Annotated in this window: 17 protein-coding genes; 8 read left to right on the forward strand and 9 right to left on the reverse strand. The window is 64.0% G+C overall.

What is annotated here, in order from left to right:
- Window positions 1–239: 239 nt before the first annotated feature.
- Entirely contained in the window at window positions 240–440 is a 201-nt protein-coding gene (locus tag J5I97_RS02260) for a hypothetical protein (protein ID WP_208588746.1), read from the reverse strand.
- A 164-nt stretch (window positions 441–604) separates the two neighbouring features.
- Between J5I97_RS02260 and J5I97_RS02265 the strand changes: the two genes are divergently transcribed.
- On the forward strand, window positions 605–2242 hold the full coding sequence (locus tag J5I97_RS02265) for a Na+/H+ antiporter (protein WP_208588747.1): 1638 nt from the start codon (window positions 605–607) through the stop codon (window positions 2240–2242).
- A 75-nt stretch (window positions 2243–2317) separates the two neighbouring features.
- Here J5I97_RS02265 and J5I97_RS02270 read toward each other — a convergent pair whose 3' ends face one another.
- Window positions 2318–2596, reverse strand: a complete 279-nt coding sequence (locus J5I97_RS02270; RefSeq protein WP_244241849.1) for a hypothetical protein — start codon at window positions 2594–2596, stop codon at window positions 2318–2320.
- A gap of 118 nt (window positions 2597–2714) precedes the next feature.
- Window positions 2715–2981 carry a DUF3297 family protein gene (locus J5I97_RS02275; protein WP_208588748.1) on the reverse strand — a complete coding sequence of 89 codons (267 nt, stop codon included), beginning with the start codon at window positions 2979–2981 and terminating at the stop codon, window positions 2715–2717.
- A gap of 162 nt (window positions 2982–3143) precedes the next feature.
- On the opposite strand from J5I97_RS02275, the gene J5I97_RS02280 reads away from it, so the two are divergent.
- The gene (locus J5I97_RS02280; RefSeq protein ID WP_208588749.1) at window positions 3144–3695 is read left to right on the forward strand and encodes a DUF6630 family protein; all 552 of its coding nucleotides are present in this window, start codon (window positions 3144–3146) and stop codon (window positions 3693–3695) included.
- 94 nt (window positions 3696–3789) lie between these two features.
- Here J5I97_RS02280 and J5I97_RS02285 read toward each other — a convergent pair whose 3' ends face one another.
- The 5 genes from J5I97_RS02285 to msrB form a co-directional block, all read right to left on the reverse strand.
- The gene (locus tag J5I97_RS02285; RefSeq protein WP_208588750.1) at window positions 3790–4080 is read right to left on the reverse strand and encodes a DUF4031 domain-containing protein; all 291 of its coding nucleotides are present in this window, start codon (window positions 4078–4080) and stop codon (window positions 3790–3792) included.
- A gap of 9 nt (window positions 4081–4089) precedes the next feature.
- Window positions 4090–4704, reverse strand: a complete 615-nt coding sequence (locus J5I97_RS02290; protein ID WP_208588751.1) for a hypothetical protein — start codon at window positions 4702–4704, stop codon at window positions 4090–4092.
- A gap of 273 nt (window positions 4705–4977) precedes the next feature.
- Window positions 4978–6144 carry a flagellar motor protein MotB gene (motB, locus tag J5I97_RS02295; protein WP_208588753.1) on the reverse strand — a complete coding sequence of 389 codons (1167 nt, stop codon included), beginning with the start codon at window positions 6142–6144 and terminating at the stop codon, window positions 4978–4980.
- 10 nt (window positions 6145–6154) lie between these two features.
- On the reverse strand, window positions 6155–7009 hold the full coding sequence (gene motA, locus J5I97_RS02300) for a flagellar motor stator protein MotA (RefSeq protein WP_208588760.1): 855 nt from the start codon (window positions 7007–7009) through the stop codon (window positions 6155–6157).
- A gap of 270 nt (window positions 7010–7279) precedes the next feature.
- A complete protein-coding gene (gene msrB / locus J5I97_RS02305; RefSeq protein WP_208588761.1) occupies window positions 7280–7744 on the reverse strand; it encodes a peptide-methionine (R)-S-oxide reductase MsrB in 465 nt (154 codons plus the stop codon).
- Window positions 7745–8029: 285 nt separating this feature from the next.
- Between msrB and J5I97_RS02310 the strand changes: the two genes are divergently transcribed.
- Window positions 8030–8461 carry a hypothetical protein gene (locus J5I97_RS02310; RefSeq protein WP_208588762.1) on the forward strand — a complete coding sequence of 144 codons (432 nt, stop codon included), beginning with the start codon at window positions 8030–8032 and terminating at the stop codon, window positions 8459–8461.
- A gap of 3 nt (window positions 8462–8464) precedes the next feature.
- Here the strand turns inward: J5I97_RS02310 and J5I97_RS02315 are convergent, their stop codons facing one another.
- Window positions 8465–8947, reverse strand: a complete 483-nt coding sequence (locus J5I97_RS02315) for a winged helix-turn-helix transcriptional regulator (protein WP_208588763.1) — start codon at window positions 8945–8947, stop codon at window positions 8465–8467.
- A 146-nt stretch (window positions 8948–9093) separates the two neighbouring features.
- Here J5I97_RS02315 and J5I97_RS02320 point away from each other — a divergent pair, with 146 nt between their 5' ends.
- From J5I97_RS02320 to J5I97_RS02340, 5 genes are all read left to right on the forward strand, one after another.
- On the forward strand, window positions 9094–10383 hold the full coding sequence (locus tag J5I97_RS02320; RefSeq protein WP_208588764.1) for a D-amino acid dehydrogenase: 1290 nt from the start codon (window positions 9094–9096) through the stop codon (window positions 10381–10383).
- Window positions 10383–11468: an alanine racemase gene (gene alr / locus J5I97_RS02325; RefSeq protein WP_208588766.1), complete on the forward strand. Its 1086-nt coding sequence runs from the start codon at window positions 10383–10385 to the stop codon at window positions 11466–11468. The genes J5I97_RS02320 and alr overlap by 1 nt, the downstream gene beginning before the upstream one ends.
- Before the next feature lie 321 nt (window positions 11469–11789).
- On the forward strand, window positions 11790–12236 hold the full coding sequence (locus J5I97_RS02330; RefSeq protein WP_208591519.1) for a hypothetical protein: 447 nt from the start codon (window positions 11790–11792) through the stop codon (window positions 12234–12236).
- Window positions 12223–12513: a hypothetical protein gene (locus J5I97_RS02335; protein WP_208588768.1), complete on the forward strand. Its 291-nt coding sequence runs from the start codon at window positions 12223–12225 to the stop codon at window positions 12511–12513. The genes J5I97_RS02330 and J5I97_RS02335 overlap by 14 nt, the downstream gene beginning before the upstream one ends.
- Window positions 12514–12636: 123 nt before the next feature.
- Window positions 12637–14670 (forward strand): hybrid sensor histidine kinase/response regulator, encoded by a 2034-nt coding sequence (locus J5I97_RS02340; protein ID WP_167699508.1) that lies wholly within the window; start codon window positions 12637–12639, stop codon window positions 14668–14670.
- The last annotated feature ends 59 nt before the right edge of the window (window positions 14671–14729 follow it).

Genomic DNA, 14729 nt, shown 5'->3' on the forward strand with positions numbered 1-14729 from the left:
ACCTGGCAACGCACCGCCTACATGTCGCCGATGGCATGCATCCGGTGCAGCCGGTCGCGGCTCATGCAAACGTCGTGGCGATGTGCAGCGCTTGGTCCATGCTGTCGGCCGCTGTCAGATTGAATCGGCCGAGCACTTACGATGGTCTCTGCAAGCGGGCCATCGCTGACGCATGGCTTGCCACTGCGGATGCATACACTGCGCGCGTTGCGCGCGTCTTCCAGCTGCGATTGCAGTCACTATCTACTACGCAGCGCGCCATCGGCCTCGATGAAGTACTCGCGCATCATGGTGCGTGCCTTTCCATTCGGCGGCGTATCTAACAGGGTATGGTCCACCAGCACCAGCACCAGCACCAGCACCAGCACCAGCACCAGCACCAGCACCAGCACCAGCACCAGCACCAGCACCAGCACCAGCACCAGCACCAGAAATTGCATCCTTAAGCGCTCTCGTAGCGGTCCGTCGTGCAGCGCCGCGGGCGGGCCACAGCGGCGCGGTGGTTTCATCACCGATTGCAAACCGGTATGGTCCCATAGGTGCGTTGTTGAGCGTCGCAATATGCGATTCCGCACGTGCAGCCGTTTCTTCTTCCAGGTTTTTCATGCATTCGATCGATGTCGTCCTCGCCATGTTGCTGGCGGTCGCGGCCAGCGGTTATCTGATCCGTATTTTGCCGTTCTTGCTGCCGTTGCCCTTGGTCCAGATCGCGCTTGGCGCGGTGGTCTCCGGTGTGTTCGATGCAGGGCACGAACTGGAACCGGAGCTGTTCTTCCTGTTGTTTCTGCCGCCGCTGCTGTTTCTGGATGGCTGGCGCATTCCCAAACAAGGCCTGTTCCGCGACAAGGCGGCCATCCTCGAACTGGCGCTGGGCCTGGTGGTGTTCACCGTGATCGGAGCGGGCCTGTTGATCCACTGGCTGATCCCGGCGATGCCGCTGGCGGTGGCGTTCGCGCTGGCGGCGATCATCTCGCCGACCGACCCGGTGGCGGTGTCTTCGATCGCCTCCAAAGTGCGGATACCCAAGCGTTTGATGCACATCTTGGAAGGCGAGTCGTTGCTCAACGATGCGTCCGGCCTTGTGTGTTTCCAGTTCGCAGTGGCGGCCGTGTTGACGGGCACTTTTTCGATCGCCACTGCCTCGCTGACCTTCCTGTGGGTGGCGTTGGCCGGGCTCGCGTTGGGTGTGGCGACCACGTTCGGTCTGAGCCGCATCCAGGCCTGGATCTGGCGCCATTTCGGCGAGGAGCCGGGTTCGGCGATTCTGGTCAACCTGCTCACCCCGTTCGCGGCGTATCTGCTGGCCGAAGCCTTCCATGCCTCGGGCATCCTGGCCGCGGTGGCCGCCGGCGTCACCATGAGTTACGTGGAAATGGCCGGCAACGCGCCGGGCAATATGCGTCTGCAGCGCTCGGCAGTGTGGGACACGGTGCAGTTCACCTTCAATGGCATCATCTTCGTGCTGCTGGGCGAGCAGTTGCCGGGGATCCTGGACGGTGCAGTACGCAGCGTCCAGCAGGCTGGGCACCTCAATCCGTGGTGGCTGGCGGTGTATGTGCTGACCATCAGCACCAGCCTGATGGCACTGCGTTTCGTGTGGGTTTTCCTGTCGCTGCGCTGGAACATCTTCAAGGCGCAGCGACGTGGCGAGCAGCATGTCAGCCCGCCGTGGCGGATCGTGGTGGCGGTGTCGCTGGCCGGCGTGCGCGGCGCGATCACCCTGGCCGGCGTGCTCACACTGCCATTGATGCTGGAAGACGGCTCGCCGTTTCCGGCCCGCCAGTTGGCGATTTTTCTGGCCGCCTCGGTGATCCTGGTCTCGTTGCTGGTGGCCAGCGTGGCGTTGCCGCGCCTGCTGCACGGGCTGGAGTTGCCGGAAGAAGAAGACGAGCAGCTGAAGGAAGACCTGGCCGTCAAGGCCGCCTCGCAGGCCGCGCTGGAGGCAGTGGAAAAACTGCGCCAGCGGTTGGTGGAAGGCAGCAAGAATGCCGAGCGTTACAACGCTGCGGCCAATCAGGTCAGTCAGCGTTATCAGCGCAAGCTGGGCGCGGTGGACATGGCCGAAACCGATCCGGAAGAAGCCGGTGCCTACGAACAGGCGCTGTGCCAGTTCCGTCACGCGGCGTTGGTGGCAGAGCGCAACGAGCTGTTCAAGCTTGCGCGCCGCCACGAGATCTCCGACGATCTGTCGCGCCGGTTGGTGCGCAATCTGGATCTGATCGAGTCGCGTAAGCGTGCGTAAGTATTGAGTAGCTTCTGCGACCAATGCGTTGTACTGCCGATCCTGTCAATCCTCCCGGCGTGCCGAACGAGCATCTTATTTCTGTGGGCGCGGCTTGGCTTGCCGATACTGACGCTTGTCGCCCGCCCGTTCTCCTTTGGGATCGTCGTTCGAGCAAATGCGTGCGCCGCAAATGAAAGCATCAGAAGCATAGAATGCATGGACGATTGGGACAGCTTGTTCGTAGCGCTGGAGTTCCTCTTTCGCTGCTGACAACTCACGCGTGTAATAGCCCAGCAGCCCCCAGCCGATGAGCATCACCAGTATCAAGATGGAACCAGCGGCGCCGAACCAGATCCGAAACCGGCTCTGCAAAGCTTCCAGGTGATGTTCGGCGAGGACCGCGTGCAGATGGACGCGCTATGAAAACTGAGGTTACACAGTTCGTTTGACAGACCCGACGACTGCGCGCTCCAGCGTGCGGGCTGCTTTTCTATTCGGCAGCAGGCGTGTCCTCGTTCTTGGTATCGAGATAATACGCTGCCACTTCACCCTTTATCTTCACCGTCATCGGATTGCCGCGACGGTCGCGCGCCTTGCCGACCTGCACCTTGATCCAGCCCTCGCTGACCGAATACTCCTCCACATTGTCGCGTTCGACACCGTTGAAGCGCACGCCGACGCCGCGGCTGAGGGCATCGGCGTTGTGGAACGGGCTGCGCGCGTCGATGGCCAGATGATCGGGAGGGGTATCGCTCATGGGGAAGACGTCATGGCGACCGGGATGGCCGTCTTGGACCGCACAGGATACGGACCTGCGCCGTGAAGACCAGCCCCGGCGACGCAGCCACGCGTCGATCGGTTTGCTTGCGCGACGCCAAGCCTCACACTTGCGCCTTGCAATCTTGAAGTGAGACCCGCGATGCCCGATAACAGTGCCGACTACGAAGACGACGAAGGCCTGCAGCCCGAGAGCGAGGAAGACGATGTCGACGACCATCCGGCGCGGGTGTGGAATCTGCTGGTGCTGATCAATCCCGGCGACGAAGACACTGCACTTGCCCAGTTCGATGCCTGGCGCCAGGCGCAGGCCGATGAAGGCGACGATGAAGGCGACGATGCCTGGTTGTGGGCATTGAAGGATGCGATCGACTGGCGCTCGGGTTTCTACGTGGACGGGAAGGACACCGACGCGTTCATTGCTGCCATCGACGAACTCAGTGCGCGCTGGAACCTGCGCATCGACTGGGGCGGGGATCTGGACGACGAAGAATTTTCCCGCGGTCTCAGTGTGCCCGACCTGATGGCGGTGGCATTCGATCGCCTGCGCGAGCACGGCTATTCGCTGTGGAACTGGAACACCGGCGGCGACGCGTATTCCGGCTGGATCGCGCTCAGCCGCGACGATGAAGCGATGCTGGCACTGACCTCGCTGCTGGGCGTGGAAGTGCGGTTGGGAAACGAGGCGTTCTGAGAGTCTGGCGATTGGGGAATCGGGAGTATGGATTGGCAATTGGCAAGAGCGGGTGTGCGCTGCCAAACGCTGGGGCTCTTGTCATTCCCAATCCCTAATCACAGCACCCCTCGCCCCGCGCCTGCGCACGTGCATTGGCAATCAATGCCTTGAGCAAGATGCGGTCGGTGTGACGCGAGATCGGGATGGCACCGAGGGCGATCGCCTCGGCGCGTCTCGGGGCGGGCACGTCGTAGTGCGCGCCGCTGAGTTTGTTTTGAAAGGCGCGGCGGGGAATGCCCAGCCGCGCCGCCATCGCATGCAGCTCGTCCAGCGTATCGCCTAGCAGGTGCGCCCAGCGCTGATCGCGCCACAGATGCACCGCATCGTCGACGTAGACGGCCACAAGCAGGTCTTAGGCCTGTGTGTCCTGCTTTTTCTTGCTGCCGTCGGCCGCATCCGCGTTGTCTGCTGCGTCCTGCGTGTCGTGGGAGGCGGCAGCGGCGTCTTGTGCCGCCTCGCCAGTCTCGGCAGCTGTTTTGGCATCGGTTGCTACGTCGGCGCCGGCCTCGTCGCCAGCCGCTTCCTCGCCAGCTCCGTCTTCGTCAGTCTCGTGTTCGTCAGCCTCGTCGTCTTCACCGGCTTGAACGTTCTCGAATTCGGACACCAGCGTGGTCAGATATTCCTCGGCGGTCTTGCCGTCTTCGGCAGCCAGGTCGTCGATCATCTGCTGCAGCTGGGTCGAGTATTCCAGCGAGATGGTCTTGCCTTCCTTCTCCTGCAGATTGGCCAGATGCTTGAGCATGGCCAGCATCGGCACCGGATTGTCGGCGCTGCCCATGGTCTGGCCGCCGATCGACAGCATCCACTCGCTGCCACCTTGCAGACCGATCGCGGCCACCACGCGGCCTTCGGCGTCCCGCAATACGGCATGGTTGACGACCTGGGGCGCTTGACCCAGACGGACGATGGGGCGCTGGGGTTGGGACTTCTTGCGCTTGTCGCGCTTGGCCTTGGAATTGCGGGACACGGTGTTCTCGACGCTGGGAATGGCCAGCCATTCTAGGCGCTTGTGCGTGGCGCAGCTCACGCGACGCTTCCAGGCTCGGCGACGGCGACCTCGCTGATCGGTTCTTCCAGCATCCTGCAGGTCTGGGAAGCTGGCACGCCAGACTACCTGGAGCGTCCTGGAATTCTTGCGCTTACCGTCAGGCGGCGCCGATGGTGGTCGAAAATGGGCGCCTGAGACGGCGCGCCGCACGCAGCCAGCTGACGACTGTGCGCCAGGCAACGTTGGCCACGCTTAGCGCTGCTCGGGCGCCTCGCTGACCGACGTACGCGGCGTAGCAGCGGTAGCGGCGGCGGCTTCGGCAGCCTTGGCCAGCGCAGTGGCCGAGGCCAACTGGGTGCGTGTGGAGACGCGCGGTGCGGCCGGCGCCGCGTCGCTGACAGTGCCCGCTGCCGCTGCCCCGGCCGAAGCAGGCGTCGTAACCGGCGCTCCCACCGCTCCCACCGCTGCGGCGCCGGTGGCGGCCGCAGCGCTCAGGTCCGGCACATGGGTGTCGGCGTCCTGGGTTGACTTGCCCAGCGTCACGCCCTGACCGGCGCCGGCCAGCGCGGTCTGCTCGGCGTCCTGAGTCATCACCACGATACTGATGCGGCGGTTGATCGGATTCTGCGGATTGGTCTTGTCGAACAGGACCGACGACGACAACCCCACCACGCGGGCGACCTTTGCATCGGCCATGCCGCTGCTCACCAGCGTGCGGCGCGCGGCATTGGCACGGTCGGCGCTGAGTTCCCAGTTGGTGTAACCGGTATCGCTGCTGTAGGCGGTGGTGTCGGTGTGACCGGTGATGCTGATGTGGTTGGGCACCTGATTGATGAAGCTGGACAGTTCACGCAGGATGTCCACGGTGTACGGCTTGAGCTGATCGCGGCCGATATCGAACATCGGGCGATTCTGCTTGTCCACGATCTGGATGCGCAGGCCGTCGGGGGTTAGGTCGAGCAATAACTGGTCCTTGAACGGCTCCAGCGCCTGGCTCTTGTCGATGGCTTCCTTCAGGTCCTGCATCAGCGCTTCCAGGCGCTGCTTGTCCTTGGCGCGGCTGTCTTCGTTGCTGTCTGCGGCGTCGTCGCGCTTGCGGCCCATTTCGTCCTTTTGCCCCTTGGCCATGTCGGCGGTGCCGCCGAGCTTGATCATCGAGGTGCTGGCGCCGCCTGGGCCGTTCATGCCCGGCGAAGGCGCCGGCGATTTGCCCGACAACGGGCTGGGATTGCGAAAGTATTCCGAGATCGCGGCGCGCTGCTCCTTGGTGGTGGCGGCCATCAGCCACAGCACCAGAAAGAACGCCATCATCGCGGTCACGAAGTCGGCAAACGCCACTTTCCACGCGCCGCCGTGATGGCCGCCACCCTGTACCTTTTTGATCCGCCGGATGACGACGGTGGATTTGCCCTGGGCCATGACCGCGGCCCTACTTGATCGTCTTCAGGTGCGTTTCGAAATTGCCGAAGCTCGGACGCACGCTGGAGGGCAGCGTCTTGCGTGCGAATTCCAGCGCAATCTTCGGGTTGTAGCCACGCAGGCACGCCAGCAGCGCGGTCTTGACCGCTTCGTACATGCGTCCATCCTGGTCTGCACGCGCCTCCATCGCCGCCGCGAGCGGTGCCACAAAGCCATAGGCCAGCAGGATGCCGAGGAAGGTGCCGACCAGCGCGGCGCCGACATGATGACCGATCTCTTCGATCGGCCCGCCGATCGAACCCATCGTGATCACGATGCCGAGCACCGCCGCTACGATGCCGAAGCCGGGAAGGCCGTCGGAAACCTTGCTCAAGGCATGCGATGGCGCCATCGCCTCGTGGTGATGTTTTTCCAGTTCCAGTTCGAGCAGCGGCTCCAGCTCGTGCGGCTCGATGTTGCTGCCGGTCATCAGGCGCAGGCAATCGGTGATGAAGTCCAGCAGGTGATGGTCGGCAAGCACCTTTGGGTAGTTGCCGAAGATGGTGCTGTCCTGCGGCTTTTCGACGTGATCTTCCAAGGCCATGAAGCCGTCGCGGCGGGCCTTGTTCAACAATTCGTAGACCAGGCTCAGCGTGTCCCTGTAGTCATCGGACTTGTACTGCGGGCCCTTGAATACGCCCAGGATGCTGCTGAAGGTTTCCTTGACGATCTTGGCCGGTGTGCTGACCAGGAAGGCGCCCAGCGCCGCACCACCGATGATCAACAGCTCGTACGGCTGCCACAACGCACCCAGTTTTCCATGCGACAGCACATAGCCGCCCAGGACACTGACGATGACGACGATGAAGCCGATAATGATGAGCATGGCGCAGCCAGAAGCAAACAGAGGTTGCTGTTGTTTCGGCTTGCGCGGCGGATTCTTGAAGCGCGCGGTGTGAAGATGTGCGCTGTGACTGAACGATCAGCCGATTGTCGCTGCGGCCTTATGCACGCAAAGGACCGGCTTGGCCGCCGGCCGATGACAGTGGGAGCCTTGGGTAGGCTGCGGTGATGCCTTGTCGTAGCGTTGGGCCAGTACGCAGATGCTTGCAGTGGCGTCGTCTTTGGTAGTTGCCACGACGTCTTGCCGCAGCCATCAGGCCGGCTGCGCTTCGGCACCACCGCGCTGCAATGGGTTGGGCAGCGTTTGGCCGTTTTCGGTAAAGCCCAGCGACACCGAATTGAGGCAGTGGCGCTCGCCGGTCGGCGGCGGGCCATCCGGAAACACATGGCCCAGGTGGCTGTCGCAGCGCGCGCAGACGATTTCGGTGCGGATCATGCCGTAGCCGATATCGCGGATCTCGCGCACATGGGTCGGATCATAGGGCGCAAAGAAACTCGGCCAGCCGGTACCGGATTCGAACTTGGCGCTGGAGCGGAACAGCGGTAGCCCGCACAGGCGGCAGGTGTAGACACCGTCCAGCTTGTTGTCCAGGAACACCCCACAGAACGGCGCCTCGGTGCCATGTTGCAGCAACACGCGCTGTTCCTCGCCGCTGAGCCCGGCGGTCAGCGCGTCGCGTTGGGCGGGGGAAGGAGGGGTCAGATCGAACTGGCTCATAAGGCTCTCGCATACGCTCGCCCGCGGGGTGCCGACGCCTGCCCCAGTGGATGTGGGCGGTGGGCGCATTGTTCAACCTGGCCGCGCCGCAAGCCCCTCTCCCGCAGAAGGGGTTGGGCTGAGCAATTGCCTGATAAGGGAGGAGCCGGCATGGGCAACGGAATTGCGTCTTCGCGTTGCAATGACCTAACGAAAGCGTTCATCCGGTAGCCGACTGTCTGCATTGCTGCCGCACGCTGGCGCCCCCATCGAAGTAGGACTTCTCGATCACTCAAGGTGCATGTCATGGCGACCCATTCTTCAATACGCGGTTTGCTGCTGTGCGGCCTGCTGGCCATTGCCGGTACGGCGGTGGCGCAATCGGCAACCAGTACGCGTTCGTCCAATACCCTGCAGCCCATTACCACGCCGACTCCGGTGCAGCCCATCGTCACGGCGCCGCGTGCCGTCCAGCCGGCCGCGGCCAGCACGCCGGTGCCGTCGCAGCTCGGTCAGCGCCAGTCTGCCCCGACCATCCCGACCCGCGGCCCGGCACAGACCCCCGTTGCGCCCGTGGGCAGCCAGGTCGCGCCGGCCACCGCACCGATGGTCTACGACCGCAACGGTCGCTTGCTGCAAGGCATGCAGCCGGCCGGTGCCAACCGGGTGCTGGACACCAAAACCGGGCGTTACTACGACGCAGTCCCGGCCGGTGATGGCATGCGCGTGGTGCGCTGAACGTTATTTGACGAATGCGGCAGGAAGGCTGGCGACCGCTGCGGATCGCTGGCGACGCGCAGCCGGCCTGGACTCGCGTACATGCGGCATGGTCGGCAAGGTGCTGCCGAGCAGCTTGCGATACGACGCCATCTCGCTGATGCGCGTCTTGAGCGGGTAATCGAAATCGCTGGAAACCAGGTGGCATTCCAGCACGTCGGGGAGCTTGAGCGCGGTGCGACGGAATTCTTCGAAGATGTCGCCGGATTTGTAGGCCGGACTGATTTCAATCAACACCAGCAGGCTGGCTTTGAGACAGTGCGGGTCCAGTGGCATGTAGTAACCGGCGATGGCGCCGTTGCGCTCCAGCCGGCGCACCCGCTCGGTGCATGGTGCGGTCGACAGGCCGACGCGTTCGCCCAATTCGGTAAAGCAAATCCGCTCCTGCTGCAGGATGCGCAGGATCTTGCGGTCGATCTTGTCCGGTTCATGCAGGCGGGCAGCCATGGGGTCTGTCTCCACAAGGTGTGACAGGAAGTTCCACTGCAAAGGTGTGCCGATTTCGAAATGGCACTGCCCGGCTCGCAATATACTGCGCCCGACCGTCTCCCCAGCGCTTGGTTGTGGGGGAATACCCTTTCCAGGAAAACGACATGCGTGTGCTCATTCTCGGTAGCGGCGTCATCGGCACGACGACCGCGTGGTATCTGGCGCAAGCCGGCTGGGAGGTCACCGTGGTCGACCGTCAGCCAGCGGCGGCGCTGGAAACCAGCTACGCCAATGCTGGGCAGCTGTCGTTCGGTTACACCTCGCCCTGGGCTGCGCCCGGCGTGCCCGGCAAGGCGATGAAGTGGTTGTTCGAACAGCATGCGCCGCTGTCGATCCGGCCCACCCGCGACCTGCGCCAGCTGGCGTGGCTGAGCCAGATGCTGCGTAACTGCACTGTCGAGCGGTATGCGGTGAACAAGGCGCGCATGGTGCGTATGTCCGACTACAGCCGCGATTGTTTGAACGAGTTGCGTGCCAGCACCGGTATCGAGTTCGAAGGCCGCCAGCTTGGCACCACCCAGTTGTTCCGCACCCAGCAGCAACTGGATGCTGCTGCGCAGGACATCGAAGTATTGACGCAGTATGGCGTGCCGTACCAATTGCTGAACCCGGCGCAGATCGCGCAGTTCGAACCCGGCCTGGCTGGCGGTGGTGCGCAGATGGCCGGCGCCTTGCGCCTGCCCGAAGACCAGACCGGCGACTGCCTGCTGTTCACCCAACGCCTGGCCGAGCTGGCCGCGCAGGCCGGTGTGGAATTCCGCTATGGGCAGCAGATCGAGCGACTTGAGCACGATGGCCGCCGCGTCAGCGGCGTGCAGATCGATGGCCGCATCGAAACCGCCGACCGTTACGTGCTGGCGCTGGGCAGCTATTCGGCCGACCTGCTGCTCTCGTTGGGCCTGCATCTGCCGGTCTACCCGCTCAAGGGCTATTCGCTGACGATCCCGATCGTCGATGCGCAACGCGCGCCGACCTCCACGGTGCTGGACGAGAGCTACAAGATCGCGCTCACCCGTTTCGACGAACGCATCCGCGTCGGCGGCATGGCCGAGGTGGCCGGCTTCGATCTGTCGTTGCCTCCGCGTCGTCGCGCCACCCTGGAAATGGTGGTCAACGCTCTGTTTCCCGGCGGTGGCGATCTGGCCCGGGCCGAGTTCTGGACCGGCCTGCGCCCGGCCACGCCGGATGGCACGCCGGTGGTCGGCGGCACGCCGTACGCCAATCTGTTCCTCAATACCGGCCACGGCACCCTGGGCTGGACCATGGCCTGCGGCTCGGGCCGCTATCTGGCCGACGTGATGCAGGGCCGCTCGCCCGATATCGATAGCGAGGGCCTGGACGTGTTTCGTTACCTGTCGCCCCGCAGCGCCCGCACGCAGCAGGAGGCCGCGTAGTGCGCCCTGCGCAAGCGTCGATCGATCTGAATGCATTGCGTCACAACTACCGTCTGGCCAAGCACCTGGGCGGCAGTAAGGCCTTGGCGGTGGTCAAGGCCGACGCTTATGGCCACGGCGCGGTGCGCTGCGCACGGGCGCTGGACGGCGAGGCCGACGGCTTTGCGGTGGCGTGTATCGAAGAAGCCCTGGAGCTGCGTCAGGCCGGCATCCGCGCACCGATCTTGTTGTTGGAAGGCTTCTTCGAGCACGACGAGTTGCGCCTGATTGCCGAGCACGATCTGTGGACGGTGGTGGCCACACCGCAGCAGGTGCGTGCGCTGGCCGATTTCCAGAGCCCGCGGCGATTGCGGGTGTGGTTGAAGCTGGACAGCGGTATGCACCGTTTGGGCCTGTCGCCGGAAGATTTCCGTGCGGCGTGGTTGCGTTTGCGTGGGCTGCCACAGATCGCTTCGATGGTGCTGATGACCCACCTGGCGCGCGCCGATGAGCTGGAGTGCAGCCGCACCGACGAACAGGCCGTCGCCTTCGCGTTGACCGCTGGCGGGATGCGTGCGGAGACCAGTCTGCGCAATTCGCCCGGGCTGCTCGGCTGGCCAGCCTTGCGCAACGATTGGTCGCGTCCGGGGCTGATGCTGTACGGCGCAAACCCGTTCGCGCGGGAAACCGACACCACCGCGCAACTGCGCCCGGTCATGACGCTGCGCTCGCGCATCATCTCCGTGCGCGAACTGCCGGCCGGCGAGCCGGTCGGTTACGGCGCCCGTTTCGTAGCCGAACGGCCGACCCGTGTCGGCGTGGTGGCGATGGGTTATGCCGACGGTTATCCGCAGTTCGCGCCCAACGGCACGCCGATGTGGGTGGATGGACAGGTCTGCCCGTTGATTGGGCGCGTGTCGATGGACATGCTGACCGTGGACCTGACCGATCATCCGCAGGCACAGATCGGCGCCAGCGTGCAGTTATGGGGCGATGCGCCGCGTGCGAGCCCGTTGGCTGCGCAGTGCAACGTCAGCGCGTATCAACTGTTGTGTGGACTCAAGCGTGTGCCGCGGGTGTATGTGGATGAGGGTGCGGCGGGCTAGGGCGACGCGGTAAATCGGGCAGAAACTGCATGCTGTCGTCGCGTTGCGATGCGTCGACCTGGAACGTTTCATGCAAAACCTCCAAGCGGAAGGTAGGCAGCGTACCGGGCGTTCCAGCAGTGCGGGGGTGCGCCCGGTCGCCCGCAACGCGTGGCGCGCCAGGGCTCGCAAGCGTATTGCCGCGCGGTTAATTCGCATCGGGCAGGCCGTGACGGCGGGTTCACCACGCCTGCGCCCGGGCTTCACGGCATAGTCCAGAAGATCATTCGCATGGACACCCACTCTTTCCGCACAAAGTCGGCTTCTCCGGCGCCGGCACACATGCCCTCGGACGTGCGCCTGCAGTTTATCGACTGGGCGAAACAACACGGTCACAACCCCGCCACCGGCGCTGCAACATTTGTTGCCCTGCAAAGCGATGTGGATCTGGATCTGGCCACGCGCCCGCTACGTCTGAAGCCGGGCACCGATGCGCGTGATGCGCTGCGCGAGCACTTGGCCGCACTGGCGCGTCAGCTCGATGTCGCGGTGCAGTTCCCGCCGGTTTACGTCTACACCGCTGCCAATGGCCTGGATTACCGCTATTCGCTGATGCTGGTGATTGCCGAGGACTGCGTCGAGTGGACTTGTCGGGTCTGGCAGGACCTTGACTATCAGGGAATGCTCACCGGCCGTGGACAGGGTCCGCGCGCCAACTATTCACAACTGGCGCGGATGGCGCTGGAACACGAGCTTGATCAGGAGCGCCCGCGTTATGTCCAGGCATGAATTCGAATTGCAGCTGCTGCTGGGCGCGCAGATCGCCAGCGGCCAAGACGGCTTCAGTCAGCGCTGCCGCAGCGAATGTGTCGAGCTGGGGCTGCCGCAGGTGCGCCTGTTGTTGCTGTGCGCCGACGACGCACGTTCTAGCGCCTGGCACCAGGAGGCACAGCGCTGGATGGACGAGCAACTGCGCCGCGAAGGCGAGTGGGTGTTCCGCGGCGTGATCGCCGGAATCGTGGTATCGGCAGCCTGCATTGGCTTGGCCGTTGCGAGCTGGTGGTGAAAAACGGGCCGGTCGAACGCCCGGCCGGCGACAGTGGCAGCGTGAGCCGGGTCAGCCTCCTGTGCACCCGCTGACGACATCAAGCATGGTTTTATCCGCTCGTCATCCGCACTGGCATTACCCGTGGCCCCCGATTTGAGCACCTCGACCCCCAGTCCCGACCCGGCCACCGGCCTTCCTGCCGCTATCGCGCAGCCATTCCTGGACCAGGGGATGTACCACGAGATTTTCCATAACGTAGACGCAGGTTTCTGCGTCATCGATATGGTGTTCGAGGGCGACCAGGCGGTCGATTACGTCATTCGCATGACCAATGGCGCGTTTGAGCGCTATACCGGTCTGTCCAACGTGGTGAATGTGTCCATCCGCGGCATGCTCGCCGAGCATGAACAGGAGTGGTTCGACCGCTACGGCCATGTCGCGCGCACCGGTAATCGCATCCACTTCGAAATGCAGGCCAGGGCGCTGCGCCGCTGGTATTCGGTCGATGCGTTCCGGGTCGGAGAACCGGACCAAGCGCGGGTCGCGGTGCTGTTCATGGACATCACCGAGCGCAAACGCGTCGAGCGCGAACTGGCCGAGAGCGAAGCGCGTTTCAGCGCGCTGGCCGACGGCCTACCGATGCCGGTGTGGGTGCTGGACGCGCAAGGCGTGGTGCGTTTCGTCAACAGCGCCTATGGTGAATTCTTTGGTCTGGATATTTCCAGCGGCACGGTATCGGCGTGGAGCGAGTTGCTGCATCCTGACGACTTGCCGATTTTCCAGTTCGAACTCGCCGCTTCGCTGGAAGAACAACGCGGCCTGCGTGCGCTGGTGCGCGCACGTCGCCACGATGGGCAGTGGCGCTGGATCGAAATGACCGCCACGCCGCGCTATTCGGCCGATGGCCGGTTTATCGGCCTGGCCGGTAGCAGCCCGGATGTGACCGAGCAGCGCGAAATCGAACTGGCGCGCGAGCAATTGCTTGAATCCGAGCGCAGCGCGCGCAGCGAAGCTGAGAGCATGGCGCGGCTGAAGGACGAGTTCCTGGCCACGCTATCGCATGAATTGCGCACGCCGCTGACCACGATCCTGGGTTGGAGCGAATTGCTGCTGCAGCGGGTCGAAGAGGGCCATCCCAACTACAAGGGCCTGTCGGTGATCGCCAGCAGCGCACGTGCGCAGAAGCGGCTGATTTCGGACATGCTCGATCTCAGCAGCATGTTGCTGGGCAAGGTGCAGCTGGAAGTCGAATCGCTGGATCTGGCCGAGCAGGTGCGCGAAGCCTTGACCACCCAGGAACTGGCGGCCGAAGGCAAGGATCAGGTGCTGGAGTTGCATGTGCCGTCCACGCCCTGCCTGGTGCTCGGCGATGCCACGCGCCTGCAGCAGGTGCTGTGGAATCTGCTCTCCAACGCGATCAAGTTCACCCCGGCGCACGGCCGTATCGACGTCAGCATCGAACGCGACGACGGCCATCTGCTGGTGGCCGTGCGCGATTCCGGCGACGGCATTGCGGCCGAATTTTTGCCGCATCTGTTCGGCCGTTTTCGCCAGGCCGATGGCACCACCACGCGCCAGCACGGTGGCTTGGGTCTGGGCCTTGCGATCGTGCAGCAGCTGGTGGAAATGCACGGTGGCCAGGTCGGTGCGACCAGTGGCGGCCGCGGCAAGGGCGCGACATTCACCGTGCGCCTGCCCGAACATATTCCCGACCAGGCCAAACGCCCGCGACGCGAACTGCGGCGGCGCCTGATGTCCGAGCAGATCGTCGAGGCGCGCGCGCTCAACGGCCTGCGTCTGCTGGCGGTCGAAGATCAGCCGGACATGCTCGATTATCTACGCCGGCTGCTCGAAGAGCAGGGCGCCGAAGTGATCACTGCCGGCAGTGCCACCGATGCGTTGGCGTTGATCGATCATCGCGGTTACGCACGCTTCGATCTGATCCTCACCGATATCGGCATGCCGGGCATGGATGGCTATGGGTTGATCCGTACCGTGCGCGAAAACATGGGTCTGGATGCCACTGCGTTACCGGCTGTGGCAGTGACCGCGCTAGCCCGCGACGATGACCGCAAGCGGGCGCTGGACTCTGGCTTTCAAGAGCATCTGGCCAAGCCGTATAGCGTGGCGCAGCTGGTCACCGCAGTGCGTGCAGCGCGCGAATCGGTGGAGTGATGCACGTGCGGCGCGAATGCCGCGCAATTGCAGGCACTGCATAAACACGCAGTTTGCTG

The sequence above is a fragment of the Xanthomonas fragariae genome (assembly GCF_017603965.1).
GTDB classification, from domain to species: Bacteria; Pseudomonadota; Gammaproteobacteria; order Xanthomonadales; family Xanthomonadaceae; genus Xanthomonas; species Xanthomonas fragariae_A.

What these genes read in the sequence shown, in the direction of transcription:
- motB (WP_208588753.1), bottom strand. Translation starts at nt 6,144, where the DNA reads ATGGCCCAGGGCAAATCCACCGTCGTCATCCGGCGGATCAAAAAGGTA.
- J5I97_RS02280 (WP_208588749.1), top strand. Translation starts at nt 3,144, where the DNA reads ATGCCCGATAACAGTGCCGACTACGAAGACGACGAAGGCCTGCAGCCC.
- msrB (WP_208588761.1), bottom strand. Translation starts at nt 7,744, where the DNA reads ATGAGCCAGTTCGATCTGACCCCTCCTTCCCCCGCCCAACGCGACGCG.
- J5I97_RS02330 (WP_208591519.1), top strand. Translation starts at nt 11,790, where the DNA reads ATGCCCTCGGACGTGCGCCTGCAGTTTATCGACTGGGCGAAACAACAC.
- J5I97_RS02320 (WP_208588764.1), top strand. Translation starts at nt 9,094, where the DNA reads ATGCGTGTGCTCATTCTCGGTAGCGGCGTCATCGGCACGACGACCGCG.
- J5I97_RS02275 (WP_208588748.1), bottom strand. Translation starts at nt 2,981, where the DNA reads ATGAGCGATACCCCTCCCGATCATCTGGCCATCGACGCGCGCAGCCCG.
- J5I97_RS02260 (WP_208588746.1), bottom strand. Translation starts at nt 440, where the DNA reads ATGCAATTTCTGGTGCTGGTGCTGGTGCTGGTGCTGGTGCTGGTGCTG.
- J5I97_RS02315 (WP_208588763.1), bottom strand. Translation starts at nt 8,947, where the DNA reads ATGGCTGCCCGCCTGCATGAACCGGACAAGATCGACCGCAAGATCCTG.
- J5I97_RS02335 (WP_208588768.1), top strand. Translation starts at nt 12,223, where the DNA reads ATGTCCAGGCATGAATTCGAATTGCAGCTGCTGCTGGGCGCGCAGATC.
- J5I97_RS02265 (WP_208588747.1), top strand. Translation starts at nt 605, where the DNA reads ATGCATTCGATCGATGTCGTCCTCGCCATGTTGCTGGCGGTCGCGGCC.
- J5I97_RS02310 (WP_208588762.1), top strand. Translation starts at nt 8,030, where the DNA reads ATGGCGACCCATTCTTCAATACGCGGTTTGCTGCTGTGCGGCCTGCTG.
- motA (WP_208588760.1), bottom strand. Translation starts at nt 7,009, where the DNA reads ATGCTCATCATTATCGGCTTCATCGTCGTCATCGTCAGTGTCCTGGGC.